Below are 25941 nucleotides of genomic sequence, written 5' to 3'. Positions count from 1 at the left end.
CACCTCTGGCCATCACACTTCACCCACAGGCGTGGCCTTCTTCTCGGCAGCCCGCAATTTGGCGCTGCGGGCACGCGGATTGCTGGCCTGCTCGGCTTCGGCGGCGATTACGGGGCGCTTGGTCAGGGGCGTCAGGGTTTCGTCGCCCAGCACGAAGCGCTTTACGATCCGGTCTTCTAGGGAATGAAAACTGATGACGGCCAAGCGCCCACCGGGAGAGAGGAGCGAAGACGCCGCGCAGAGGCCGTCGCGCAGGGCACCGAGTTCATCGTTGACGTGAATTCGGAGCGCCTGAAAGGTACGCCGCGCTGGGTGAATGCCTTTGCTGAAGCCGGGATAGGCCCGTTTGATGATCTCGGCCAGCCGCACCGTGCTTTCTATCGGGGCCTGCTCGCGGGCGTACACGATGCCGCGCGCGATCCGGCGCGACAGGCGGTCTTCGCCGTACTCATAAATAATGGAGGCCAGTTCCGCCTCTTCGTAGCCGTTGACCACGTCGTAGGCGCTTTCCCCCGACTGGCTCATTCGCATGTCCAGCGGCGCGTCGGTGTGGTAGGAAAAGCCGCGCCCGCCATCGTCGAGCTGAAAAGAACTGACGCCGATATCGAGCAGCACGCCGTCGACTTGCGACACGCCTGCCCCGGCCAACAGCGCCGCCATATCGCGGTAATTGCCCTCCAGCACGGTCAGGCCCGGCAAGCCTGCTTCGCGCGCCCGAGCCAATGCAAACGGGTCTTGGTCTATGCCGTACACCGCCGCGCCCGCCTCCAGCAGCAGCCGGGTATGGCCCGCGCCGCCCAGCGTGCCGTCTATGTACACTTTGCCGGGCGCGGGAGAAAGGGCCGCCACCACTTCGGCAGCCAGCACGGGCACATGGGAAAACGTGCCGCTTGGGTCGTCTTGCAGGTCTTCAGAGAGGTCGGATTCGGGAAGATCGGGGATCAGGTCGGATTCAGTCATGGAGTACGTCAGGGGTGTATTTGGGGGTCAAGCATTCTTACGCCACACAGTTCTCACGCGGTACAGGTCTTACGCGACAAAGTTGGCGAGCAGTTCGGGATTGGGGGGATTGTCCTGCACGGCGATAATGGCGGCTTCCCAGCGGGCCGGATTCCAGAGTTCCAACCTGCCGGGAGCGCCCGCTACGATCACGTCGTCTTCTAGGGCCGCAAAAGACCGCAGCGTTTGCGGCACCGATACCCGGAATTGGTTGTCCAGCTTCGCCTTGTTTGCCCCAGAGTAAAAAAACCGCACGAAGGAACGAGATCCGGCGTCGGTGAGGGGCAAGTTTTCCAGCTGTTCTTCTACGCGCCGCCAACTGGACAGCGGAAACACGTACAGGCAGCCTTCCATGCCGCGTGTCAGGATCATGCCGTCCTCGACGAAATCGCGGAACGTGGGGGGCAACACCACACGGCCTTTGTCGTCGATTGTGTACGGGTATTCTCCGAACGGCACTAAAGCTCCTTCCTACGCGGCTTCCCGCAGTGTTGGGCAACGCGACTGAGCTGGCGGGTGAGTGGCTTTTTGGGAGGGCAGACGGGGACAGATGGAGTGCGTCTGAGGCTTTTCCCACCTGAGTGCATTTGGGCGTTCAGGCGATCCGGCCCGGAAAACAACCAGAAACGTGCATGGGGTGCAATTTCAAGCTGATGCGGGAAGTGTAACAGGCATCTCCATGAATTTCCACAGATTCCCACTTTTTCCCCCTTTTCCCCACCCAATCCCCCCGCTGTTCCCACTTTGGGCCGAATCCGGGACACTTAACCGGACTATTTCCCGCTACTTTGAGGCCATGTCTGCCCCCCGTTTTGCCCACCAGAACGCACTTTTTGCTGGTTTATTGCTGGCTGCTGTCGGGATAGGCCTCGGCGCGTTCGGCGCGCACGCCCTCAAAGCACGTCTAGATCCCGCTATGCTCGCCAACTTTGAAACCGGGGTGCGCTATCAGATGTACGCGGCCCTGGCCCTGATCGCACTGGGATCGCAAGCCAGCATTCGCCGTGCCCCAGTGTTGCTTTTGGCTGGAGCCATCATCTTCAGCGGTACGTTGTACATCTTGGCGCTGACCGGACAGCGTTGGCTGGGGGCCGTGACACCCATAGGCGGGGCGCTGCTAATCGCGGGGTTTGTGGTGGCGGCGCTGGAAGCAAGAGGGAAGGGCGTCTAAGGGTATAAGAACAGCAAAAGCCACCGCCAACCCCGCACGGCTTCAGCCGACGAGGACGCCCGTTTTGCGAGTGATGATGGTAGAGACCAAGGCCCAGACGCAAAATTTTTGCCGACTCTTACGCCCGCAGAGCAGGAGGGTCGGGCAGCAAGTACGTGGCCTGCGGCTTCCAGCGGCCCTGCGCCCTGTTGCGCGGCACAGGCTGTTCGCCCTTGCCAAAGTGAACCATGCGAAAACGCCAGCGTTTGAAATGCAGTTCGCCCGCTTCGGCGTAGACCAGTTGGACGTCTACATTGGCGGCGGCTGGGTCGGTGTCGGCGGCGGCCAGCACCACGAAGGTCTGGAGGGTTCGCACGCGGTAAGTCTGGCGCACCTTGCCCACCGGTTGCTTTTTCAGCGGCGTGCCCTGCTTGGGCAGCAGGCGGGCCATTTCGTTGTACGCCCCGGCCTGCCAGAGCGTCAGGAATTCGGTGACGGCTTGCTGGGGGGTATGGGTGTTCATGGCGCAGCATGGCACATGGGGCGGGCCGCCGCCGTACTGCAAGTGGCTTAGGCCGAATGGGGGTGGGCCAATTGGAGTGGGTACAGTCGGCGGGGGGTGGGACTGGTAAAACATGTCTTCCAGAATTTCAAATGCTTGCACCCCTCAACAACGATGTCCCCATCACGCTTTTCCCACTGCCTACACCCAACCCTTCACCCCGCCCGTGCGTCCTCCATCTGCTTGATGCTCAGCACCCGGCTCGCGCCACTCGCGTCGGTGGTCACGCCCCAGAGTGCCTGCGCCACTTCCATCGTCGCCTTTTGGTGAGTGACCAGCAAAAACTGTGCGCCCCGTTCGGCAAACAGTTTCAGGAAAGCGGTGAAGCGGCGGATATTGGCTTCGTCCAGCGGCGCGTCTACCTCGTCCAGCACGGCCAGGGGCAGGCCGCCCATGTTGGCTTCCCCGCCCGCGTGGTTCAGGGCAAACAGGAATCCCAACCCCGCCATCGTGCGTTCTCCGGCACTCAGCAGTGTCATGGAACGGGTGCGCTTGCCCTTCGGCTGCACGGCCAGACGCAGGCCCACCAAGCGCCCAGCCTCGTTCCGTTCAGGTTCCAGTTCGCCCACGCCACCCAGCAACTCGGTGGAATACTCCCGGAAGGCGTCGTTCACGCGGTCAAAGGCGGCGCGGGTGGCCGCATTCTCCAACTCCTCCAGTTCCGAGAGGTGGGTACGCAGTTCGGCCCCCGCGTTCTCGGCGTCGTGCAGTTCGGCTCGCAGGCGTTCCAGTTCTGCCGATTCTTGCGCATGGTCGGCCTCGGCGCGGGCATTGACTGGCCCCAGTCCGGTCAGGTCGGTGCGGGCGCGGGCCAGCCCTGCCGCCCATTCGCGGGGCGTGCCGGGGGGTGTACAGCCATCAGGTAGGGGTTCGAGGCTGCCCTCACGCCGCGCCATCAACACGCGCAGGTCGTCCAAGCGGGTTCGCACCTTGTTCTGCTCGGCAATGATGTTGGCGTAGGCCAATGCTGCGGCTTCGCGGGCGGCGTCGGCGCGGGCCAATTCTCCTTCGTCCAGCGTGCCCAACGCGGCTTCGCGGCGGCCTACTTCGGCGGCAGCGGCCAGCAGGTGCGTTTCTTGGGTGTGGGTGGCCTCGGCGTTGGCGTGCAGGCGGGCGTTCAGGTCGGTGGCGCGGGTGGTAGCGGCGTGGTAGGCCCGCCAAGCGGCCTCCAGTTCGCGGGCCAGTGCCAGTGCTTCCAGCGCCTCACGTTCGGCGGCCCGCCCCGTTTCAGCAGCGTGGCGGGCGGCGTGCAGGTCGGCTTCCAGCGCGTCCGGGTCGGTAGTGGTAGGACTGAGTGGCAAAGAGGTGGGCTGGGTCGGCAGCGGCGCGAGGCGGCCCAGCAGCCGGTCTCGGTGGGTGGTCAGGCTGCGAATCTGGGCGTCCAGTTCGGTCACGCGGCGCTCGGCGTTCCGTTCTTCTTGCACGGCGGCTTCGCGGGCTTGCTGCGATTCGCTGTGCTGCGCGGCGCTGGCCTCCAGTCCGGCCTTGACCCGCCCCAGTTCGGCTTCTAACTTGCCCGCCACCCGATCCGCGTCTTCCAATTCCGCGTCCAGTTCCTGAAACCGCCGTTGATCGGTCAACACGCCCGTCCCCGTATCGCGCAGACGGCCCCCGGTAATCGCGCCGCCGGGTTCCACCACCTCGCCCTCCAGCGTGACGAGGCGCGGGCGGTTGGGGTGCGTGCGGGCAATTCTGTTGGCGTCGCGCAGGCTGTCCACGATCAGGGTATCGGCCAGAATAGCCTCGCCTACCAGCGGCGGATCGGTGGGGCAGAGGTCGGCCAGATTGCCGCGCACACCTGCTTCCCTCAGCAGAGCGGCATCCCGGCGGGGGCGGGCGCGGATCAAGTCCAGCGGCAAAAAGGTGGCCCGGCCCCCGCTGCGTTTCAGTTCCTCGATGATTTCGCGGGCATCCTCGCCCCGGTTCACCACGATCTGTTCTAGCCGCCGCCCCAGCGCCGCGCCGAGGGCCACCTCGTATTCGGCGGGCACGGTCAGCAGGTCGGCCACCGATCCCACGATGCCGGGATGATCGAGCCGCAGGGCGTTGCGTGCACCCTCGCCGTAGCGGGCATAGCTGTTCAGTGTGTGCTCCAGCCGCTCTCGCTCACGGCGCAGGGGCGCGACACTGGCCTTCACGCGGCCCAGCTCGGCCTCTAGGTGGCGAGCGTGATTCTGGGCGTCGGCTCTCGTGGCTGCTAATTCTGAAAAAGCAGTTTCGGCGTGCTGGCGGGCAACCATAGCGGCGCTGAGGCGTTCTGAGGCTGCTACCAACGCTTCCTGTGCCGTGTCCAAATTGCCCTCGGCCCGTTCCAACTCGGCCCGTAGGGTTCCGGCACTGGCATCGGCGCGGGCGGCAGTTTCGGCGGCCTGTGCAGCGGCGGCGCGGGCGTGAGTCAGATCGCTGTCCAGCGTGCGGGTGCGGCGTTCGGCGGCTTCGGCATGGGCGCGCGCAGTGGCGGCAACGGCAGTCAGGGCGGCCAAATCGGGGGCAGCTTGGGCGGGCGGCGCGGTGGGCAGGTTGGCGCATTCGGCGGTCAGTGCCTCCGCCTCAGTTTGCAAATGGGCGCGGTAGCGTTCGGCCTGTGCGTGGGCGTCTCGGGCGGCCCGCAGAGCATCAAGCGCCCCAGCAAAAGCGTCGCGGCGGGCGCGGGCGGCTTGGGCGGCGTCGCGGGCCGTTTCTACCTGCGCGGCGGCAGTTTGAACTTCTCCGGCTAGGGCAGTGCTGCGGGCTTCAGCGGCGGCAGCATCGGCGCTGGCCTGTGCAATTTCGCGTCTCAGAGCGTCTTGCCGTTCACGTCTTACCGCGTCTTCCAGCGTCAGCACTCGCAGGCTCAGGGCGCGGTGGGTGCGGGCGTCCTCGGCGGCGCGGCTCAGGCGGTTCAGGGCGGTTTCGCGTTCGTTCAGCAGCAGGCGCAGGCGCTCTAGGTGCGTATCGGCCTCGCGCAATCGGCCTTCCGTTTCTTGCCGCGCCGTGACCGCCCGAGACAGGCCCGCCGCTTCCTGCACGTAGCCCAGCAGCGTTCGGCCCTCCGCCTGCACCACGCCGCTCACCTCGCCCTGCCCGATGACTGCCAGGCCTCCCGGCCCCAATCCTGTGCCCCGCAGCGCAGCTTGCACGTCGCGGGCACGCACCGGGCGGCCCTGCAAATCCTGCTCGCCCGTGCCGTCGCGGTACACCCGGCGCAGCAGGTTCACGCGGCCTTCCGGCGTGTGCAGTTCCAGCCCCACCTCGGCCAGTCCCAGCGGAGCCTTGCCGCCGCTGCCGTGAAAAATCAGTTCGCTGCCCCGCCCCGCCCGCAGTTCCCGCGCCCGCGCTCCGTGTGTGGCCCAGCGAATCGCCTCCACCACGTTGCTTTTGCCGCTGCCGTTTGGCCCGATGACCGCCGAAACTCCCGGCCCGAATTCCAGCCGCGTGCGGTCTGCAAACGACTTGAATCCTTGCAAGGTGATGGCCTGCAAGATGTGCGGTGTTGGAATGGGGGATGAGGTCATAGGGGAGATTTGGGTTTGGATTCTGAGCCTTCAGGCACCAACCCAAGCGTGCGAAGCCACAGTCGTTCAGCTCGACTCGGAAGCCGCAGGTTGGCGAGCTGCAGGATGCCGAAGCGAGGCCAACCGTTACTGGTCAGCGCAGTCTTGCCGTGTAAAAGCCTCGCGCAGATCGAGGTGGCCCAGCGTGTCCACGTCCTGACCGTTCACCAAAAAGGTCACGTCCTCGCCCCGCGTTTCCAGCAGGGTGCGGGTCAGGGTACACAGCAAAATGCGCTCGCCGCTGCTCCCATACTTCAGGTTCTGGTAGGCGCTGGGCAGGTCTACAAAGTAGTGTGCGCCGCGAATGTATACGCGGGGAGCCGCCGTACCTTTGGGCACCACAGCCAAATTGCCCGCCGTGCTTGGCCCGCCCGCCCACACGTTCAGCGCTGCCTGCGCCAGTGCGCCGGGGTTTTCCTGCGTCACCTGCACCGTGCGGGTTTCGGCTTTCATGTCTTGGACTTGGGCGTCGCTGTAGTAGACCTTGACTTTTACATCGCGCTGCTGGGCCAGTTGCAATTTCGGCGCGTCGGGCTTAGGGGGCGGCTTCTGCACGGTTTGGTAGGCTGTATACGCGGCGGCCAGCAGCAGCAGCGTGACCACATTGAACAGGGAAAACAGACGCTTGATGGCGTTCACTGGGTGGCTCCCTGTGCCGATATTCCCTGCGTTGCGGCGGCTGCACCCAACTGACTGGCATTGTTGGCGCGGGCCGTCAGATAAGTCGCCACGCTGCGGGCGAGGGCCACGCCCATCGCCTGCAAGCGGGCTTCGGTGCCCAGATTGGCCCGGTCAGTGGCGTTGCCCGTCCACCCCAGTTCCAGCAGCAGGGCGGCCTGCGGAGCCTCTCCCAGCGTCAGCATGCGCGACACGCTGTCTTGTTTGGCGGTCACGCCGCCGCCGCGCAGCTCTCCGCGCAACAACTCGCTTAGGCGTCGGCTGCCGCCCGAACCGCCCACCACCAGCGTTCCATACGGCGGTGTGGTTCCAGCCCGCAGGGTATTCACGATCTGGGCACTGGCCCGGCCCGTCTGCTCGTACACAGTGACGCCGCCGCGCCCGGTGCCGGGAAAACGCCCCAGATCGAGGGCCAAGAACACGTCGCTCTGGCGGGCCAGCTTCAGCTTCTCATTCAGGCCGAGGGCGCTGCCTGCTTCGCGGGTCACCTTCACTTGCCAGCCTGCTTTGGCCAGCAGTTCAGCGGCGCGGCGGGCCACGTCCAGCGTCACGTCCCGGCCCAGTCCGTCCACGCGGGCGGGGTCAAGCACGATCAGGGGCCGCGAAATCCGGTCAAGCAGGGCCACCGTATTCCGGGGAATGCCCGGCCCCGCGTCAATGACCACCCGCGCCCCGCCGGGCCTGACCACCCGGTACACGCGGTAGCCGCTGCCGGGGGGCAGAGGAAAGCTGATGACCAGATCGTTGCCCTGCGCCTTCACTTCGGCGGCTGGGATGAACGCGCCCCGCGTGGTGTAGCGCCTCGCCTCGCCCTTCAAACCGCTGAGCGTAATCTGCACAGTCGTGCCGCGCAGTTCGTCCTTAAATTCCACGTCACGGGTGAGGTCAAGCACCAAGCGGTCTGAATCCTTCCCGGCGCGGCTGCTGACGCCCTGCAAATTGGGCGCGGCCACCCGGAAACTGCCCAGTTCGTAGCTGGCCCCCAGTCCCCTCGCCAGCGTATCCAGCGGCAGATACAGCGTGCCGTTGACCAACGTCGCGGTGCGTCCCGTGACCCGTTCGGTATCGAGTTGCACCGTATTGAAGGCGGTGGTGGCCCTCTGGTTGTCCTCGTCTATGGGCAGCAGCAGGGTGTGGCCGTACCCTTCTACCCGCACGATGCTGCCGTCCTGCTCAATGGTCAGCAGGCGGCTCAGCACCTCACGGCTGGCATATTCTGCGCCGTACAGCCCGATGCTCTGCACCTGCGCCCCGGCCAGATTCAGGCGCGTGAGGGCCACCTGCGCCCCGGCGATGCCCGCACACAGCAGCGCCGCCGACAGCAACACGGGCCGCCACCGCTGAGAGACAAGAGATCTCCTCACAGGCTCCGCAGTTCCCGCTGCACGGTTTTTTCGGCCTCTGCGCGGCGCTTGTCGTGCAGTTGTTTGCCGCGTGCCAGCGCCAGTTCGACCTTGAAGACCCGGCCTTTGGCATACAGGCGCGTGGGCACCAGCGTCAGGCCTTTTTGCTCCAGCTGCTTTTTCATTTTCATGATTTCTTGGCGGTGCAGCAGCAGGCGGCGGGTGCGGCGAGGTTCGTGGTTGTTGTAGGTGGCCTGCGTATAGACCGGAATGTACAGCCCTTCCAGTTCTACATTTCCATGGGTCAGGCGAGCAAAGGCGTCGCGGAAATCTACTCCGCCCGCCCTGATGCTTTTGACCTCGCTTCCGGTCAGACTGATGCCCGCCTCGAAGCGCTCCAGCAACTCGTACTCGTAATGAGCGCGGCGATTCGTGTACACGCCGAGCATTCTAGCAGGGCCAACATGAATTCCGGTTGGGTGGGGCGGGCGCTGGGCAAAAAAGATGCAGTGGCCGGGCAATTCTAGTTTTTTCCAAGGTGGATGGGGCTGTAGACGCGCAGCCCAATGACGGATTCCTAACTAGAAAACCCGCCCCGTACCAGTCCAATCGGTTCCGGTACGGGGCGGGTGGCGTGAGAGTGGATAACGGGGGGAAATTACTTTTTGGGCGGACGGCTGGGGCGCACTTCCACTTTGCTGGGCAGTGTGCGGGTGGGCATGTTCAGCAGGTCAACCGTCAGCTGGGCAATGTCTTCCGGCTGAATTTTCCAAGCGTCTTTTTGGTCATCGGGCGTGTGGCCTGCAAAGTGCGTGGCGACGCTGCCGGGCATGATCTGGGTCACCTTGATGCCGTGTTCGCGCAAGTCCAGTGTCAGCACTTCCGACAGCCCGTTCAGGCCGAATTTGCTGGCGTTGTAGGCTCCGCCGCCTGCAAACGGGTTTTTGCCTGCCAAGCTGGACAGCGTAAAAATGTAGCCGCCGCGTACCTTCAGGGCCGGAATTCCTGCCTTGATGGTATAGAACGCGCCGCTGAGATTGGTGTCGATCACGTCCTGCCAGTCCTCGATGCTCAGGTCAGCCACGTTGCCGAAATGGCCCACGCCTGCATTTACGAACAGGACATCTAGGCCGCCAAACGCCGCCACATGCGCGTCGACTTCACGCACAAGGGCGGCGGGGTCTTTCACGTCGCACACCACGCCGCGTGCGCCGGAGCCGACAGCAGCGGCGGCGGCCTCTACCTCACCGGCCTTGCGACTGGTCAGGGTCACGCCGTAGCCCTGCGCGGCCAAAGCGTGCGCCACAGCTAAACCGATGCCCTTGCTGGCTCCGGTGATAAAAGCACTTTTGGAAGGGCTGGTCTGAGGAGAAGTGGATTCGGTCATGTCGGAACGCTAACACGCCAGACATGGGAGTCTGAGCAGTCGACCTAAAGAAGTTGTCAACAGTCTGGTCGTTTGGTCAGACCAACGGAGCAGAAAGAGCGTTTGGGAGTGGAAGTGTCAGCATAAAATTACCGCCAGTTTCACTCGGCCAGATGCTCTACAGCTTGTTCAGGAAGGACGGAATGGCGCTGCTGCGGGCGTGCCAATCACCGCGGTGCCTCCAGATGGATTGAGCCCCTATACACAGGGTAATGGCCAACGGAGACAGGAAACCAAGCAACACCCCCGTGCCCAGCGAGACTTGCAAGCCCAGCAGCAGGGCCACCGCACCTACGCCCGCGATCCAGCCGCGCCGCTTAAGGATACTGACCACCGCACACCGCCGAAGATAGGGATAATTCAACTTACTGACTACGAAGGGAGAATCAATCTTAGATACGGGCTGTTTACGTAGAAAATGTGTCATAAGATCAACATAATTCTAGTTGACTTATCTTACAAAATAATGACGTAGAGCTTGGCGTTCGGTATGAATGAGTCGCCACTTAAAGTGTGAAGTTTACGTTATTAGTAATGTTGACCGGTGTTAGCAATGGTTCGGACAGTAGTTATCCCTGAAAATCAGGCCAGAGAAAAACGTCGTCCAGAACGCCTCGCCCGTTGCCCCTCTCAAGGTGCCTTGCAAGGCGAGAGGAGCTAACGCACCTTATTCTTGGGCTATGGTCAAAGGAAGTCGGAACCTGACCACACACTGAGTACCATCGGTCAGGGCAACTGCTTGGCCACCGTGTCGTACATATAGTTCACAAATTCCGAGCGCTTTTGCAGCAGGATGCTGATGCCGAAATCTTCGCGGGCCGACATCTTCTGGCCGTTCGGCAGCTCGAAATCCAGGCGTCCGCCGAGTTTGGCCCAGGGGACGAGGGTTCTGGGGGCAATAAAGGTGGGTGTGACCCGGATTGCGCCGGGAGTGGCCGCGTCGGTGGCGATTTTGGCAGTGGGGTAGCGGCGAGTGATCGCGCCTGCCGAGTCACGCTTCATGGCTTCCAGAATGCTTTTGCGTTGATCGGCTCCCACCAGATTGATGTTGCCTTCCACACGGGGTTCCAGAATCACGTAGGTGGCCGATGACAGTCCGGCCTTGCTCCAAGTGGGAGCGGAGACGGGCGTGACTGCACTGGCCGTGCCCAACGTCAGGGCGGCCAACAGGGTACGGGACAGGATCGGGGTCTTCATGCCCCCACTTCATCACAGCTTGTCTGACTCACCGTGAACTGGGCGTGAGGGCGAGGGCGGGGCGCATCAGGCGGCGGGCAGACGGAAAGCGCCGAACTGGGGAGAAGGCCGAGAGTCACAGCCAAAAGCGCGGGTGCCGGAAAGTCAGCGTACTCACGTTTCTTCTCACCTTGGCCCGGCGTTGACTTTGCCCAGCGTTGAAGGCGGACTGGACAGTCCGGGTTAAACTGGGCCATGCAGGAATTGCTGGACATCATGCGCCGCTTGCGTGCCCCCGATGGTTGCCCTTGGGACAGGGAACAGACCCATGAAACCTTGCGCCCTTACCTCTTGGAGGAGGCCGCCGAAGCCGCCGACGCCGTGGCTTCCGGCAACCGCCTAGAGCTGGCGGGTGAACTGGGCGACGTGCTCCTACAGGTGGCCTTCCACTCGGTCATTGCCGAGGAAGAAGGGACGTTTGGGTACGCCGACGTGGAACGCGGCATCGTGGACAAGTTGGTGCGCCGCCATCCGCACGTGTTCGGAAGCGTGAGGGCAGAGACGAGCGCCGAGGTGGTGACCAACTGGCAGGCCATCAAGGCCGCCGAGGGGGGCGGCAAACCCCGCAGCGCCGCAGACCGCGTGCCCGCCGCGTTGGGGGCGCTGGCCCGCGAGACCCAGGCGCAAAAGCTGGCCGGACGTCCGAAATTGCTGGACGATACTGGACGGTTGCAGGCAATATCGGCCATTCAAACTTTGCCCCCCAGCGAGGCAGGCGTGGCCGAAGCCTTGGCCGCTGTGGTGGCGTGGGCGCGTGGGCTGGGCATTGATCCTGAAGTGGCCTTGCGTGCCCATACCCACGCGGCGCTGGCGGCCCTGCCTGATCCAGTATGAGCGGGCCTGACGCTCCCGATCCGCTGGACGCCGTGCAGCAAGACCCTTGGGCGGTGTGGCTGGGCGGGCGTATCCGCCGTCCCCTCGATCTGCCCCAGTACCGACGCGCCGCCGTACTGGTGGCCCTGACCCGCGAACCCGATCCCCGCGTACTGCTGACGGTGCGCTCTGCCGATCTGCCCACCCACAAGGGCCAGATCGCTTTTCCGGGCGGCAGCATGGAACCCGGCGAAACGCCTGTGCAGGCCGCTCTGCGCGAGGCCGACGAGGAAGTCGGATTGGCCCCCCATCTGCCGGAAGTGCTGGGAGAACTCGACGATGTATTCACGCCCATCGGCTTTCATGTGACGCCTGTGCTGGCGCGTGTTCCGGCCCAATTACATCTGACACCTACCGCCGAAGTGGCCCAGATTCTCCTGCCGACCTTGGCCGAACTCCGCGCCCTGACCGTCACGAGCGAAATTCGTACCCTGCCGGACGGAACCTCCGTGACCCTGTACCGCTACCCTTGGCAAGGCCACGACATTTGGGGTATGACGGCCCGGATCGTGCATGATCTGCTGACGCGGGGGCCGATGTAGGGCAAGGGTCTAAGGATGATTTGTGAGCGTTGCCAATGCCGTGCAGCTTCGGCTCTGGTTGTCGCCCTTCTTAAACCCTGCGACCCTTCGGCCAAGCCCCTCACACTCAGTCCCCATGCCTACGCCACAAAAAAAGCCCCCACCCGAAGGTGAGAGGCTTCCTTTGTCCACCGCTGAGTTTAGCGGGTAGGGTTGATGGTGATCTGGCCGTTTTGCTGCACGTTGTAGGTGTTGATGAAGGTGCGGTAGCCGGGGGCGATCAGCACGACTTCACGTCCGCCGCGGGCAACGCTGACATTCAGGCCGCCGTTCTGGATGGTGCCGACCTGACGGCCATCAACGAAGACCAGTGCGCCAGCAACGTTGCTGCGGATGGCGATGGTGAACTGGTTGACGGGCGTGGGGGCGGGGGCGATGACCTGAGCAAACTCGACGTTCAGGTTGGTGGTGCTGCCCGCACGGATGGCGACGGTGGTGGTGTAGTCGCGGAAGCCGGGGGCCTGCACACGCACGGGGTAGCTGCCGGGGCGCAGGTTGCTGAAGGTGGTGTTGCCCGTGCCGAGGTTCTGGCCGTTCAGGATCACGGTGCTGCCCGATACGTTGGTGCCAACGAACAGGCTGCCGGTCTGGATGGGCGTCTGGCCGACAACGTTGAAGAAGGCGGTGTCGCTGACCCAGCTGTTCTGAGGCAAGGGGTTGACCACGATGCTCAGCGCCTGTGCCAGACGGTCTTGGCCTTTGGCGGCCACAGTGGCGAACTGATCCTGCTGGGTCTTGAAGGAGCTGATCTGATCGAGGTTCAGGGGCGACAGGCTGGCGAGCGCCAAGACCTTGTTCAGGCCGATGGGGCCGTCGACGCTGAAGGTGAAGTTGTCGCCAGCAGCGGGGAAAACACGGGTGGTGTTGGCCTTGACCAGTGCTTCGTCGCCCGAGATGCGGTTGGGCAGGATCTGGGTCACGTCGCCGGAAGAGTCGATGTTGAACAAGTACACGTAAGCGTCACGGTTTACGCTGGTGCTGATGCGGATAGGCTCGTTGACGCGGTAGTTGGGGCTGGCGTTGCCGCTCTGATCCTTGTCTACGCGAACGCTGACGCTCAGGTCAGGCTGCGTGGGGTTCACGATGATGCTCTGGGCGCTGATCTTGGGGGCGGCGGCGGCAGTACTCAGCAGCATCGCGGCGGGAATCATCAGAAGTTTTTTCATGGGTGGTACCTCCGAGAAGCAGACTAATGGCCTCCGCTTGACGCCCCATGAGCAACCCAGACCACAACGTTAATAGTGCTTCAGGCCACCGTCAGGAAGATAACTGGAGCCTGACGCACAAGTCACCTTCGGGCGGGTTTCAGCGAATAATCCGCGCTGGTTCGACGTTTGCCGCCCGCCGCGCCGGAATCAGGGCCGCCAACATCGTCGTTCCCAATCCGACCGCGTTGACCCACAGCAGGTCGGTCAGGCGCACCTCTACGGGCAGGGCCGTGATGAAATACAGGTCGCCGGGGAGCTGAAAAGGCCGCACCGTGAAATAGGCGCTGATGGCGAGACCCAACAGGTTGCCCAGCAGCAGGCCGCTGAATCCCAGCACCAGTCCTTCGAAAACAAACACACGAGTAATCAGTTTGCGGGTGGCTCCGATGGCCCGCAAAATAGCAATTTCCTGTGTCTTCTCGAACACGGCCAGCGTCAGCACATTCGCAATGCCGAAGGCCGCCACGATCACGATCAGAAAGACTACGAAGGCGATGACCCGTTTTTGCAGCGCCAACTGATCCAACAGCGTGCCGTACAGGTTTTGCCACGGCAGCGCCGAGTAGGGCAGCGTGCCTGTGAGGGCCGATCCGACGGCGGGCGCAGTGGCCGGGTCTTGCAGACGAAGCTGATAGCCCGTGATGTTGGGGGTCTGCTGAAGGGCTTGCAGCGTGCCCAGATTGGTGAAAGCGTAGGCGCTGTCTATGAGGTAATTGCCTGTGCTGAACACACCTTTGACCCTCAGGGTGGCGCGGCGCTGGGTGCTGTTGAGGAGCCTCACCTCATCGCCCGCGAAGGCTCCCACACTGCGGGCCAACGCTGCGCCCAGCATCACCTCGCCGTCCTTCAGGCCTGCCAACAGTTCCCCCTCTTCCGGCTGAAGTTGAAGCACCTGCGCTGCCGAGGCCTGTACACCGAACAGGGTGGCAAAATCTACGCCTGCGCTGCGGCCTCCGCTGGCCGGGCGGGTCAGCAGGCCCTTGTCGGCCAGAAAGGGGGTCACTGCCGTCACTTCCTTGTCGGCGGCTATGGTTTTTTCCAGTGCCGGACTCCGCGGCTGGGGCGTAAACGACGTGATGCTCAGGTGTGGACTGGCCCGCAACGTCGCGTCTATGAGCGAGCGCGTAAACCCGTTGGTGAGGCTCAGCGCGGCAATCAGCACCATCACGCCCACCGCGATGCCCCCAATTGTCAGCACATTCTGGGTGCGCCGCCGCGACAGGTGCGCCCGCGCCAGTGTCCACGCAAGGTCTGGGGTACGGCGGGCGGAGCGGGGTGGGCGTGTCGGATCGGCAGCGGGCATGAAGCTAGAGCTTACACGGGGCAGATGGGACGAGTTGCCCGTGTTTGTTCGGCGCTGCAGGATATGCGGTCACACATTGTGACTTTTGCACGTAGAATCAAAGTCAGTTATGCGACTCAACCGACTGCTTCTGCTGGCACCGTTCCTCACCGCCTGCGGCCTGATTCCCCTGCCGGAACAGACCGGGAATGATTTCCACGTCGTCAACGATCTGGGCCCTCTCAAAGCGTCTCAAGTCGCCTATCTCAACTCGAATCAGTTGGAATACCTCAAGATTCCCAAGCTGTCCTACCGGGACGTGACCTTTGAAGCCGCTGCCACTTACCGGGGCGGCTCAACACAGTTGCGCGTGCAGTTGTTTGCGCTGAATCGCAGCCCCAACTGCCCATTTGTAGAGGCAAAACAGGAAGGCTACGGCGGGGCGTATCTGTGTGACGGCACGGGAGACGGTCAGTACCTGACAGAGTTGCTGCTCAACCCGGATAAGCCGCTGCCCATTGTCCTCAAAAACCCCATTCTGGATCAGGCCGTGCGGGAAGGAACGCTGTATTTAGGGGCTAGAATCTTGGAGGGGCAACTTGATTTTGGTGAACGGGTGGAGTTCACGAACATCCGTTTCCGGGGCCGGTTGTAAATAACCCACGCGCCTCTTACGGCGGTGGGCTAATCTGGCCGACAGTGACCCCTGACGCCGTGCAGGACTACCTTCCTTACCTTCGCCGCATGATCGGCACCAGCCCCGTGAATCTGATGGGAGCTGTCGGCATCATTCTGAATGAAGCTGGGCACGTGCTCTTGCAACACGTGGCGGGGCGTGATGTGTGGGGCTTGCCCGGTGGTCTGTGCGAGTTGGGGGAGCCGCCGCAGCACACCATGACACGGGAAGTGCGGGAGGAAACGGGGCTGGAAGTTATGGAATTCAAGTTGCTTGAGTTACTGACTACCCCTCACCGTCACTTGCCCAACGGGGACGAAGCCTACTTCTATACGGCGGTGTACCACGTCACCGAGTGGCAGGGTACACCCGTTCCAGACGGCATAGAAGGAATAGAACTGGCTTTTTTCAGCCCGGACGACTTGCCCGCACTGCGCGGTCTGCCTGCACACTGGGCAGCGAAATGGTTGCTGGCCCGCTCCGACACAAGTTGAGAGCGGGCCAGCAGTGTTAAGTTTTAGCTTTACCCCGTATTCCTCACTCCCGCCGCCACGCCTTGCAAGCTCAGCAGCAGGGGGCGTTCGTATTCGTCCAGACCGTGTTCGGTGGCGCGGGCGCGGCGCAGCAGTTCCACCTGAATTCGGTGGATCGGGTCAATGTAGGGATTGCGTAGGGCAATGCTTTCGCGCAGGCGGGGTTCGTTGCCCAGCAGTTCCGCGCCGATCACGCTCTGCACGGCTTCTACGGCGTCGCGGTAACTGTATTTTAGGTGTTCGGCAAGGCGGGCGCTGCCTTCTGCCGTGCCTTCGCCGTTGTCCAGGAGGGTCAGGTACTCACAGAAAATCAGCGGGTCGCTTTTGGCAAGACTCATCTGGCTGTTGTCCAGCACGGTGCGGAAAAAGGGCCAGTCGGCGTACATGGCGCGGGCCTGCTCCACTCCTATTTCCCGAATCCCTTCGGTCAGGCCGTACCAACCGGGTAAATTGGCGCGGTTTTGCGTCCAGCTCATGACCCACGGAATGGCCCGCAGGTTGCCCAACGTGGGCGCACCGGGGCGGCGAACCGGGCGGGACGCGATATTCAGGCGCGAGATTTCGTGAATGGGCGTGACCCGCTCGAAGAAGGGGATGAAGTCGGCGTCGTCTACGAGGGTGCGGTAGGCGCGGGCACTCACGCGAGCGGCGCGGTCTAGGGCGTCCATCCACTCCTGCGGCGGGTCAAGCGCGGGGCGGGCGGCGGCCAGCATCAGGCCGTACAGGGCTTGTTCCAGATTGCGGCGGGCCAAGACGGGGTGGCTGTATTTGTCGGCCAACGCTTCGCCCTGCTCGGTAATGCGGATTCCGGCGTCGATGGTTCCGGCGGGTTGGCCCAAAATAGCCCGACTCGCAGGCCCACCGCCGCGCCCGATGGAGGTGCCGCGCCCGTGAAAGAAGCGCCAATGCACGCCTGCCCGCCTGCACACGTCGCTGATCTTGCGCTGCGCTTCGTGCAAGGCCCAATTCGCCGCCAAAAACCCCGCATCTTTGTTGGAATCGCTGTACCCCAGCATGATTTCCTGCACGCTGTCGCCCAGCACGGCTCGGTATTCGGGCAGGCTCAGCAACTCCCAGACCACTTGCGGGGCACGTTCCAAGTCGGCCAACGTTTCGAACAGGGGCACGGGCAGGATGGCAAACCCCACCTCGCGGGCCAGCAGCAGCGGCTCCAGCACGTCCGACACGCTTTCCGACATGCTGATCACGTAATGTCCGAAAGCGCGGGGGCCAACCAATCGGGTCGCCGCCTGCACTTCCCGAATGGGGCCGATGGCGGTTTCCAGCGTGTCGGTCAGGGCTTCTCCCGCAGGCCACAGCGGGCGGCGAGAGCGCAGTTCGCGGGTCAGCAGTTCCAACTTGGCGTGTTCGGGCAGGGCCAGATAGTTGGCCTCCACGCCTGCCGCCGCCAGCAGTTCGGCCACCGCTGCTCCCGTCTGCGCGCTGTGTTCGCGGACATCCAAGCTCACCAGATGTTGCCCGAACACGCGGGCCACCGTCAGCAAGGGCGTCAGCAGTTGATCGGCGCTGCGCTGCTGGCCTTCGGCGCGCAGTCGCTCGCGCAGGGCTTCCAAGCGCGGCAGGAGTTCTACAGGCAACCCATCGCGTACCGAATTGTGCAGGTCACGCAGCTCTTCGCGGTAGCTGTCGGGGGAATCTTCTGTGTTTCCCTCCTGACTCAGATCGGCATACGCCTGTTTTATCGCGCTCAGCAGCACTTCCCGCGCCCGTTGCCGGTGAATTTCCAGCGCTCCGGCAGTGGCCTGCGGGGTCACGAAGGGGTTGCCGTCGCGGTCACCGCCCATCCAAGAACTGAAACTGAGGGGGACTTGGGCCGCCGTGTCGCGCCCATACACCGTGCGGAAGGCCCGCTGAAGGTCGCGCTGGAGCGCCGGGAGTGCCTGTGCAATGGAAGTGACGTAATTCAGACCGCCCTTGACTTCATCCAGCACGGTGGGTTTCAGGCGGCGCAGTTCGGGGGTCGTCCACATGGCTTCCACGTGCGCGGCCACACGCTCTACCGCCGATTCGTCTTGGCTGTGCAGGTCGGGAATGGCGCGGGCCACCTCGACCAGATGGCTGCGAATGGTGCGGCGGCGCATCTCGGTGGGGTGGGCGGTAAACGTGAGGCCCAAATCAAGGCGGGCCAGCAATGCTTCGGCCTCAATAGCGCTCACGCCCTGCGCCTTCAGCTCTACCAGTGCGCCCTCTATGCTCTGTGGGCGCGTGCCCTGCGATCCCGACAGCACCCGCACCCGCTCGTATTCCTCGGCCAGATTCACAAGTTGGAAGTACCACGTGAAGGCCCGCGTCAGGTTGCCCGCATCGGCCTCGTTCAGCCCGCCGATCAGCGCCCGCAATTCCGAGTCGTCGCCGCCGCCGCGTACCTCGCGCACCAACGCCCGCGTGCGTTCCACTAGATCAAAAAACGCCTCGCCTTCCTGTTCCTTCAGCACTTGCCCCAGCGTGCGCCCCAGCAGATTTACGTCATTGCGAATGCCCATAGTCGTCCTCCCGGTGGTCTGCTTCAAGGTAACGGTAACGTTCGATGCTCACTGCGCGGTTGTCTTGCAGCTCCAGCGCCACGCCGTTCAGTTCGGCCCGGCCCTCTGCCACGGCGTAACGGTAAGAGCGCTCGGTCAAGAAGCGCTGAATGGGGCCTTCGGGCGCGGCCCCGATGATGCTGTCGTGCGGCCCGGTAAAGCCCGCGTCGGTCTGAAAGGCCGTGCCACCGGGCAAAATCCGGGTATCGGCGGTGGGCACGTGCGTATGCGTGCCGATCACAGCGGCCACCCGGCCATCCAGATACCACGCCAAAGCGGCCTTCTCGCTGGTGGCCTCGGCGTGAATATCCACGAACACGCTGCCCAAATCGGGCCGTTCCAGCACCTCGTCTATGGCCCGGAAGGGGTTGGCGACGGCGTCCATAAACACGCGCCCCAGCACATTGATGACCGTCAGGCGTTCGGTGGGGCCGGGTTTGCCGTCTACGCGGGTAGGCACGTCAAAGGTGCGCCAGCCTACGCCGGGAGTCGCGGGGTCGGCGTAGTTCAGGGGCCGCACGATGGGATAACTTTCCGCGTCGGCCAGCAGCGCGTGAATATCGCGGTGATGCCAAGCGTGGTTGCCCAGCGTCATGCAGTCCGCACCCGCCCGCAGCGCAGATTCGGCGGCGTCGCGGTGCAGACCGAAACCCCCCGCCGCGTTCTCCATATTCACGATGATGAAATCGAAGTTTCTGAGGCCGTCCGGCCCCCGCAGGGTGGGGAGATGCGCCGCCAGCACCCGGCGTCCGGGTTGGCCGTACACGTCTCCCACAAACAGCACACGAAGCATAGCCAGTACCTTAGCGCAGCCGCCCGCTCAGGCCGCCGTTTTGTGTAGGCCGGACACCAAGCGGCGAACACCCCGCTCTCCCACGCCAGATTTCGGCTCTATAAGATATGAGCGTGTTTTCAGCCCTTTATCTGGTCTTCATGTTATATCCAGTGTAAAAAACTTGCCAGTCAGCTAGAAAATGTCCAGGAGGCTTTCTCGCCGGTATACGGTCGGTCAGCCTCCCTCACGGGCTACTCACAGCACATCCCCTACCATCCACTTATGCCCACTGGACTTTTTGCACTGACCTCACCTGTCCGGTGGCGGCGTCCCTTCCCATTCTCCTCACAGTGCCGCCTGTGCGCCCCGGCCCTCCATGTTTGAAGACTTCGATTTCCCCTCCTATCCCTCACTGGGCAAATCCAAACTCCGCACGCCTGCGCTGTGTGCCGCCGATTCATCGGCTTCCGGTTCGCAGGGGTGGTCTGGTGAAACTGTTCCCAAAGCCAATCTGATGCAGGTGATGCTGGAAGCGCAGCCACAAGCCCTGTTCCTGCTGGACGCGGCGGGCCTGATTTTGGAAGTGGGCGGCGCGTGGGAAACCATGACGGGCCTGAGCGCCGATGAAGTGCGGGGCCGCCCGCTGCTGGAGTGGCTGCGTTATGACCGCGCCCACTACCCGGCAGCCTTGCGGCGCGGGCAAGGCGTGCTGGAGGACGCCGAACTGCTGACCCGCCACGCCTGTCATGTGGTGCGCGTGGTGTGGGCCGAGCGTGGCCCTCTGGTTGCAGGCAGCTTGGAAGCCCTGAAGGTCAGCGCCCAGCACACCTTCGATCTCAGCGAACGCCTGAACCACACCGAACGCGCTCTAGACGACGCGATTCATCTGTTGGGCGTCAGTCAGGATGCGTGGCAGGCCGAGCATATTCGCCGGATCGTGGATTTTGCCCAGCGGTTGGCAGGCGCGGCGGGGCTGGGGCCGAGTGAAGTGCGGGCCGTGCGCTGGGGAGCCGCCCTGCACGACATCGGCAAGGCGCGGGTGCCGCAGGAAATCCTGCATAAACCCGGCCCCCTGAACGCGCTGGAATACGAAGTGATTTTGCAGCATCCGCTGTGGGGCGTGCAGGTCTTGGCCGAACTGCCCTTTTTGCCCGCCCAGACGGTAGACGCCGTGCGCCACCACCACGAACGCTGGGACGGTCACGGCTACCCGCTGGGACTGCGCGAAGGGGCGATTCCGCTGGTGGCCCGGATTATGGCCATCGTGGACGTGTTCGACGCCCTGACCAGCGTGCGGCCCTACAAACCTGCATGGCCCTATCAGGACGCCGTAGAACACCTGATCCGCGAAAGTGGCCGCCAGTTCGACCCGGAACTTACCCAGCTGTTCGTGTGCGAGGTGCTGGGCTTTACTCATCTGCTGCCAAGGTTCGAAGCTCAGCAGTAGAAGCGGTCACGGAGACGGAAATGGTGGGCACTCAGTCGCTCTTTTCGCCTTTTCTTAGACCCTCAAACCTTCGACCCTTAGATGCCTTTCCCCTCACCGCGCCCCGCCCAAAGCGCTGCACCGATCAGACCCGCATCGGCCCCCAATTCGGCGTGAACGACTTCGGGCTGGTAGCGGGCCGGGAAGAGTGCGAGGCTGGCTTGTACCCGTGCCAAATAGCCGCCTCTGAGGCCCACGCTGCCGCCGAGTGCCACCCGTGTCATGCCCAACAGGGCCGCGATGTCGGCTATTTTCCACGCCATCAACGCTGCCGAGCGGGTGTAGACGGCTTCGGCTTTCAGATCCCCTCCCTCTGCGGCGTCGCACAGGGCGCGGGCATCGGCAAAGCCCAGCTGGACGGCTTGCCCCCCCAATGCCGTGCCGCTGCTTTCAAATTCCAGCGGCCCCAACTGGCCCAGCGGTGGTACGTCTTGCCCCAGTTGCCACGCGGCAGGCACACTGACAAAGCCGAGTTCGGCGTCCAGACCGTTGCCCGCCAGATGCAGCCGCCCGCCCAGCACCAGCCCCGCGCCCACGCCTGTGCTGACCGTAATGAACATGAATTCCTGTGTGTCCCGGCCCGCACCCGCCGCCCATTCGCCCCACGCGGCGGCGCGGGCATCGTTCAGGGCGGCGCAGGGCAAACCCAAGCCCGCGCCCAAGCGTTCGGCGAGGGCCACATCTGTCCAGCCGGGGAAAGTGTGGACGGCGGTGGCGGTGACTCTGCCGCCCGCGACCGCGCCCGCACAGGCCACCCCCAACGCGGCAGCGTGTGCGGAAAGTGGCGCGGCCAAGGCGAGGGCGGCGGCAATCACGGCGTCGGGCGTACTCGGTTTGGGCGTCCGGGCTTCGCGGCGCTCGGTGATCTGTCCGTTCCGAATCAGGGCGGCCCGCAGAGAGGTTCCGCCGATATCCAGCGCGAGAAGTGGGGGAGAAGTGGTCATCCTGTTTCCCCCGTGTGGCTGACGCTCAGCGGAAACACGCCCGTAAACAACCTCGGCCAACTCAGGTGCGCCTGCCCAAGCTCCAGCTTCAGCCCTGACCCGCCCCAATGCCTGTCCCACACGGCCTGAATTCGCGGCGTGATCAGCTCTTGCAGCTTGGCTTCAGCGTCGGCTCTGGCTTCGCCCAAGTCGTAGGGGCTGGGGCTGCCCAGGTGGGCGCGAACCTCGGCGCGGGCATACGCCTGATACAGCACGTCGTCTACCACGCGGGAAAACATGGCTTCGGCGTGGGCGGCTTTATCGCTGACTTGTGCCGCCAGCGCCCCGAACGCCACCGCGCTGCCCAGCGTATTGCCCGCCGTATTCCACGCGCTGAATCCTGCCAATTCTGCCAGCGAGAGCGGCTGCATCAGCGTCCACAGCCGCCGCTCGGCTCCGTTGGGGTAGGCGATGTCGGCCAGCGACACGGCCCGCCCCGCCTCCAAGTCGGCTCGAATGGTGTCTACAAAAGCGGGCAAGTGGCGGTGCGGCGTGTCTACGGTGGCCCAGTCAGGTTGAAGGTTGGCCTGCCGCAGCCCCGGCGTATTCACGGCCAGAATGAAATCGGCCTCGGCCACACTGTCGGCCAGCACGCAGCCCGCGCCCCGCAAGTGCGCCCGCACCAGCTCCCCCGCCGGACGGTCTTCGTAGATCAGGCCCGCGCCCGCGCCGAGTGTGCCGCTGTAGCGCACCCACGCCCGCGCTGGGGGCAGGCCGCGCCGCAGCGCCCGCGTTAGCAACGCACACGGCACCTCGTCGGCTCCGGGGTAGCAGTCGAACCGCGCCCACACGCCCAATTCGTCGGCGCGGGCTTCCAGCATGCGGCGGTCTAGGGCGGCCAAGCCGTATTCGCTCGTATCGTCCAAAGTAACGCTCAGATGGGTCAGCACGCCCTCTGCCAGCAAGTCCAGCGCGTGCAGATGCAGCGTGCGGTTGCGCTCCCGCGTGCCCACCCAGTCGGCCAGAATGTGCGGGGGCAAGGCGGCGCGGGCGGCGGTCAGGGCGTCCCGTTCGGCCTCGCCATGCCGCGCGTGCCGATCTGCCGCCACAGAGTAAGCCCGCAGCCCCGGCCCCCACTCGCCGTAATACTCCTTTTCTTCGTGTGGGTCGTTGTCGTGCGCTACCCGTACCACCACGCCATGTGCGTAAATATGCAAGTCCGGATTCAGCGCCCGTGCTTCCCGCAGCACGTTCAGCCGCTCCAGCACCCTGTCCAACCCGTCCGACACGCGCCGCGCCGGGATCATGCCACCCAAGCACAGCGTTTCCAAGCACACGATCAGGGTGTCGGCCTGCGCTGCATGGTCTAGCAGCCAAGTCCGCAGCGTGGCCGTGTTGCCGGGGGTGAAGAAGTTCGGCAAAGCTTCGGCGGGTGGCACCTGCACGGCAGCCCCGGTCATGCGGGCCAGTTGCAGCGGGTGCGCCAGCGTGGGTGGGCGGGTATCGGGCGGAATGAGGAGCAGCTTCATTCTTTGACTGTGTACTCTTGGGGGTGATCGGTGGAAAAATACTTATTAAGTGATTTAATAAAAGAATGCATGGCAGCTAGGTTCGCTCCTCCTCCTATTAGAGCACCCACACCTAAAGGAATCACGCGCCCTAGAGCAACCCCACCGCGTTTAGTTCCCATTTTGGTCAATAGAGTAAACCCAACCTTCTTATTTATTTCTTTTAGGGCCTTGCCACTGATCTTCATAGTTTGCTTGAAAGCGAAAGTCGCTCCAAATCTTTTTGCGCCCTCTTTAACAGGTACCACTGCTCCTGTCATTATACCTAATATTAGGATTAACTCTTCCTTTCTATCCTCATGAAAAACATCCTCTCCAGACAGGTGAGCCTTAGCCAGATGTAAATAAGACATTTTTTTGATCTGCAGCCAAGTTTCAGCTGATATAGTTGTTGTCATTAACGCAATTTGAGCCACAGTTCCAACACCTGGGATAGCACCGGGTAACGATGCTACTACCCCTTGACCAGTGGATATAATTTTTGCTCTCTTACATATTTTGTCCCATATGGCATCATCGCTGATTTTGGGCTTTTTTGTTTTAATATCTGCTACGTGTTCTATAATTTCCTCAGGAGAAGCGAATGCTTTCATCTTTTCAAAAAATTCTACAATTGACGTTTCGCTCATTTGGTCTCCATCCTTCACTAGGCTTTGTCAAAATTTTCTTTCAAAAAATCTAGTACGTGATCGCGCATGCTCACGCTGGTGTAATGGGCCACGCCCGCAAAAGTCGCCTCGTGCAGCAGGTGGGCGGCTCCGGCCTGTGCATAGGCTGCGCGGTAGGCGGCGGCAGTCGGGTGGTGATGGGCAGCAAGGGGAAAAGTCGGGTCAGCCTCGCCGCTCGCCAGCAGCAGAGGAATTGATGGAGCTTTGGTGGCGTGCGTCAGGGGGCGGTGGGCGTCCAGAAACTCGCGCAATTGGGGTTGCCCCACCTCTGGCTCCGCCCATACGCCCGATGTGATCAGGGCCGCCACACGCGACACGCGCCGCTCGGTCTGCATCAGCGTTTGCGCCACGTACCCGCCCATGCTGCTGCCCACAATCCACAGCGGACGCCTTTTCTCCGGGTGCGGGCCAAACAGGTCTTCCAGTGCATCTATCAGCGCCGGGGCTTCGGCTACTGTGCGGCGCACGCTCTCCCAGACGTATTCGCGGGCGTTCAAATCGGGCGGCGTATCGGCTTGACGTTCCCCGTGCAGGGCCGCATCTGGAATCACCACCGCCACGCCCCGCCCCGTCAGCGCCGAATACACGCCCAATTTGCCTTCTTTGGCCGCCCACGCGCCGTGATAGACGAGGCACAGGGCGCGAATCTCCACCCCCTCTACGGGCCGTTCGATCAGGCACGGAACGCCCGCCAGCACGCGGCGCTCGATCTGGTAGGGCGTCTGGCCATGCAGGGGCGCGGCGTGCGGGTCAGTGGGGGAGAACTCGCGGGTCATACGGGTTCCCAGCGTGCGGAGGATTTGGCAGTCCACACCCACACATCCGGAGTTCGCAGGCCCGCCCAGCCGTCAAAATCCAGCCCCAGCGCGAGCGCCAGCAAATTACCGTGTGAGAAGACGGCAGTCGTTCCAGCCGGATCGCGGGCGTCGTCCAGCGCAGCCAGAATGCGGGTGCGAGCAGTGTGACCCGATTCGCCACCGGGCAGGGTCAGGACAGGCAGGCGGAAGCTGAGCTTCAGAGCCGTTTGCCAAGAAGCGAGATCGCGCCCGCTCAGCACCCGTTCGGTCAGGCGCTCGTCGGTCTGCACGGGGAGGCCCAGCCGCCCTGCCAGTGGCCCCGCTGTGTCTACCGCCCGCACCCAAGGGCTGCTGACAATGCGGGTGATGCCGCTTCCAGACAGGCTTTCAGCCAATCGTGCTGCCTGCTCCACCCCTTCTGGCGTCAGTGGTGCGTCCGGCGCTTGCCCAGCAGCTTTGGCATGGCGAATGAGGAGCAGTGTGCCCGTCAAGTCTGTCCCCCTTCATCCCCACCCGCTGTCTTCACCTTCGGCGCGACGATGTTCAGAATCAGCCGAATCTGGCCCCGGTGGTTCACCTCATCTTCCATCACATGGAACCAAGCCCAGTGGTGGTTCATCTGAACAGTGCCGCCTAGTACCAGATCGGACGCCAACCACGTATCGTCTCGCGCCGCCAAGCCGTCCAAAGTCAGGGCCGAGGCCGCCTCCAGTTCGGCCAGATAGTGGCCCAATTCGTGGCCCCGGATGTGTGCGCGGGCCGCCTCTCCCAAGTCCAGCCCCAAGCGGTAGGGCGCGTAAGCTTCATCCTCAAAAATGTCCCGGCCCTCAAAAGACAGCCCGTGATAGATGCGGTGAACGGCGGCGATATGCGCCAGCAGCATTCCCACCGAGTTCCCGAAGCCAGCGGGAATGGCGTCCAGTTGAGCTACCGTCAGGCCCGCCACGTCATGCAGGGTGGTCAGGCGGGCGTAGTGCAACATGTCCACGAGTGCGCCGATGTGCGGCGTGAACCTAGGGTCATCCTGCGGCAAAATCTGGTAAGCCCGTTGAGTTTTCAGGTCTGTTGCTCTGCTCATATGAACTTACTCCGGTTCTCGAT

At 63.4% G+C, this 25941-nt stretch carries 26 protein-coding genes; 6 read left to right on the top strand and 20 right to left on the bottom strand.

Annotated features, from left to right (window positions below; genetic code table 11):
• Window positions 1–12: 12 nt before the first annotated feature.
• Window positions 13–960, bottom strand: a complete 948-nt coding sequence (gene rsmH / locus SU48_RS08860; protein ID WP_231881582.1) for a 16S rRNA (cytosine(1402)-N(4))-methyltransferase RsmH — start codon at window positions 958–960, stop codon at window positions 13–15.
• Window positions 961–1029: 69 nt separating this feature from the next.
• Window positions 1030–1458, bottom strand: a complete 429-nt coding sequence (mraZ, locus tag SU48_RS08855) for a division/cell wall cluster transcriptional repressor MraZ (RefSeq protein ID WP_064014940.1) — start codon at window positions 1456–1458, stop codon at window positions 1030–1032.
• A gap of 337 nt (window positions 1459–1795) precedes the next feature.
• On the opposite strand from mraZ, the gene SU48_RS08850 reads away from it, so the two are divergent.
• A complete protein-coding gene (locus SU48_RS08850) occupies window positions 1796–2170 on the top strand; it encodes a DUF423 domain-containing protein (RefSeq protein WP_064014939.1) in 375 nt (124 codons plus the stop codon).
• Window positions 2171–2288: 118 nt separating this feature from the next.
• On the opposite strand, the gene SU48_RS08845 is transcribed toward SU48_RS08850, so the two are convergent.
• From SU48_RS08845 to SU48_RS08810, 8 genes are all read right to left on the bottom strand, one after another.
• Window positions 2289–2813 carry a hypothetical protein gene (locus tag SU48_RS08845; RefSeq protein WP_157451132.1) on the bottom strand — a complete coding sequence of 175 codons (525 nt, stop codon included), beginning with the start codon at window positions 2811–2813 and terminating at the stop codon, window positions 2289–2291.
• 53 nt (window positions 2814–2866) lie between these two features.
• On the bottom strand, window positions 2867–6205 hold the full coding sequence (locus SU48_RS08840; RefSeq protein ID WP_231881581.1) for an AAA family ATPase: 3339 nt from the start codon (window positions 6203–6205) through the stop codon (window positions 2867–2869).
• A 126-nt stretch (window positions 6206–6331) separates the two neighbouring features.
• Window positions 6332–6874, bottom strand: coding sequence for a GerMN domain-containing protein (locus tag SU48_RS08835; RefSeq protein WP_064015954.1), 543 nt, complete (start codon window positions 6872–6874; stop codon window positions 6332–6334).
• Between the two features lie 5 nt (window positions 6875–6879).
• Entirely contained in the window at window positions 6880–8286 is a 1407-nt protein-coding gene (locus tag SU48_RS08830; protein WP_064014937.1) for an N-acetylmuramoyl-L-alanine amidase family protein, read from the bottom strand.
• The gene (gene smpB, locus SU48_RS08825; RefSeq protein ID WP_064014936.1) at window positions 8283–8714 is read right to left on the bottom strand and encodes an SsrA-binding protein SmpB; all 432 of its coding nucleotides are present in this window, start codon (window positions 8712–8714) and stop codon (window positions 8283–8285) included. Before smpB ends, SU48_RS08830 begins: the two co-directional genes overlap by 4 nt.
• A gap of 209 nt (window positions 8715–8923) precedes the next feature.
• On the bottom strand, window positions 8924–9652 hold the full coding sequence (locus SU48_RS08820; RefSeq protein ID WP_064014935.1) for an SDR family oxidoreductase: 729 nt from the start codon (window positions 9650–9652) through the stop codon (window positions 8924–8926).
• Window positions 9653–9809: 157 nt separating this feature from the next.
• Complete coding sequence (locus SU48_RS08815; protein WP_064014934.1) at window positions 9810–10025, bottom strand: hypothetical protein; 216 nt, start codon at window positions 10023–10025, stop codon at window positions 9810–9812.
• 392 nt (window positions 10026–10417) lie between these two features.
• On the bottom strand, window positions 10418–10888 hold the full coding sequence (locus SU48_RS08810; protein WP_064014933.1) for a hypothetical protein: 471 nt from the start codon (window positions 10886–10888) through the stop codon (window positions 10418–10420).
• Window positions 10889–11122: 234 nt separating this feature from the next.
• Between SU48_RS08810 and SU48_RS08805 the strand changes: the two genes are divergently transcribed.
• The gene (locus SU48_RS08805; RefSeq protein ID WP_064014932.1) at window positions 11123–11761 is read left to right on the top strand and encodes a MazG family protein; all 639 of its coding nucleotides are present in this window, start codon (window positions 11123–11125) and stop codon (window positions 11759–11761) included.
• Window positions 11758–12342: an NUDIX hydrolase gene (locus tag SU48_RS08800; RefSeq protein ID WP_064014931.1), complete on the top strand. Its 585-nt coding sequence runs from the start codon at window positions 11758–11760 to the stop codon at window positions 12340–12342. Before SU48_RS08805 ends, SU48_RS08800 begins: the two co-directional genes overlap by 4 nt.
• Window positions 12343–12521: 179 nt before the next feature.
• Here SU48_RS08800 and SU48_RS08795 read toward each other — a convergent pair whose 3' ends face one another.
• Both SU48_RS08795 and SU48_RS08790 read right to left on the bottom strand, forming a co-directional pair.
• Window positions 12522–13547: a PEGA domain-containing protein gene (locus SU48_RS08795; protein WP_064014930.1), complete on the bottom strand. Its 1026-nt coding sequence runs from the start codon at window positions 13545–13547 to the stop codon at window positions 12522–12524.
• A 139-nt stretch (window positions 13548–13686) separates the two neighbouring features.
• Window positions 13687–14892: an ABC transporter permease gene (locus tag SU48_RS08790; RefSeq protein ID WP_064014929.1), complete on the bottom strand. Its 1206-nt coding sequence runs from the start codon at window positions 14890–14892 to the stop codon at window positions 13687–13689.
• Between the two features lie 109 nt (window positions 14893–15001).
• On the opposite strand from SU48_RS08790, the gene SU48_RS08785 reads away from it, so the two are divergent.
• On the top strand, window positions 15002–15526 hold the full coding sequence (locus SU48_RS08785; protein ID WP_064014928.1) for a hypothetical protein: 525 nt from the start codon (window positions 15002–15004) through the stop codon (window positions 15524–15526).
• 44 nt (window positions 15527–15570) lie between these two features.
• On the top strand, window positions 15571–16041 hold the full coding sequence (locus SU48_RS08780) for an NUDIX hydrolase (protein WP_064014927.1): 471 nt from the start codon (window positions 15571–15573) through the stop codon (window positions 16039–16041).
• A 29-nt stretch (window positions 16042–16070) separates the two neighbouring features.
• Here the strand turns inward: SU48_RS08780 and SU48_RS08775 are convergent, their stop codons facing one another.
• Both SU48_RS08775 and SU48_RS08770 read right to left on the bottom strand, forming a co-directional pair.
• On the bottom strand, window positions 16071–18584 hold the full coding sequence (locus SU48_RS08775) for a phosphoenolpyruvate carboxylase (RefSeq protein WP_064014926.1): 2514 nt from the start codon (window positions 18582–18584) through the stop codon (window positions 16071–16073).
• Window positions 18568–19416, bottom strand: coding sequence for a TIGR00282 family metallophosphoesterase (locus SU48_RS08770; protein WP_064014925.1), 849 nt, complete (start codon window positions 19414–19416; stop codon window positions 18568–18570). The genes SU48_RS08775 and SU48_RS08770 overlap by 17 nt, the downstream gene beginning before the upstream one ends.
• 358 nt (window positions 19417–19774) lie before the next feature.
• Between SU48_RS08770 and SU48_RS08765 the strand changes: the two genes are divergently transcribed.
• On the top strand, window positions 19775–20845 hold the full coding sequence (locus SU48_RS08765; protein WP_064014924.1) for an HD-GYP domain-containing protein: 1071 nt from the start codon (window positions 19775–19777) through the stop codon (window positions 20843–20845).
• Between the two features lie 77 nt (window positions 20846–20922).
• Here SU48_RS08765 and SU48_RS08760 read toward each other — a convergent pair whose 3' ends face one another.
• Genes SU48_RS08760 through SU48_RS08740 form a run of 6 tightly spaced genes read right to left on the bottom strand, consistent with a single transcriptional unit; the run spans window position 20923 to window position 25918 of the window.
• A complete protein-coding gene (locus SU48_RS08760; RefSeq protein WP_064014923.1) occupies window positions 20923–21828 on the bottom strand; it encodes an ROK family protein in 906 nt (301 codons plus the stop codon).
• Window positions 21825–23336, bottom strand: coding sequence for a DUF4127 family protein (locus tag SU48_RS08755; protein ID WP_064014922.1), 1512 nt, complete (start codon window positions 23334–23336; stop codon window positions 21825–21827). The genes SU48_RS08760 and SU48_RS08755 overlap by 4 nt, the downstream gene beginning before the upstream one ends.
• A complete protein-coding gene (locus SU48_RS14170) occupies window positions 23333–24004 on the bottom strand; it encodes a hypothetical protein (protein WP_157451130.1) in 672 nt (223 codons plus the stop codon). Before SU48_RS14170 ends, SU48_RS08755 begins: the two co-directional genes overlap by 4 nt.
• A 17-nt stretch (window positions 24005–24021) precedes the next feature.
• Window positions 24022–24819 (bottom strand): alpha/beta fold hydrolase, encoded by a 798-nt coding sequence (locus SU48_RS08750; protein ID WP_064014921.1) that lies wholly within the window; start codon window positions 24817–24819, stop codon window positions 24022–24024.
• A complete protein-coding gene (locus SU48_RS08745; protein ID WP_082869726.1) occupies window positions 24816–25331 on the bottom strand; it encodes a histidine phosphatase family protein in 516 nt (171 codons plus the stop codon). The genes SU48_RS08750 and SU48_RS08745 overlap by 4 nt, the downstream gene beginning before the upstream one ends.
• Window positions 25328–25918, bottom strand: coding sequence for a DinB family protein (locus SU48_RS08740; RefSeq protein ID WP_064014920.1), 591 nt, complete (start codon window positions 25916–25918; stop codon window positions 25328–25330). The genes SU48_RS08745 and SU48_RS08740 overlap by 4 nt, the downstream gene beginning before the upstream one ends.
• Between the last annotated feature and the right edge of the window lie 23 nt (window positions 25919–25941).

This window comes from Deinococcus puniceus, from assembly GCF_001644565.1.
Classification (GTDB): Bacteria; Deinococcota; Deinococci; order Deinococcales; family Deinococcaceae; genus Deinococcus; species Deinococcus puniceus.
Note: the sequence above shows the minus strand (reverse complement) of the source record. Positions and strands in the feature narration are given on the sequence as shown.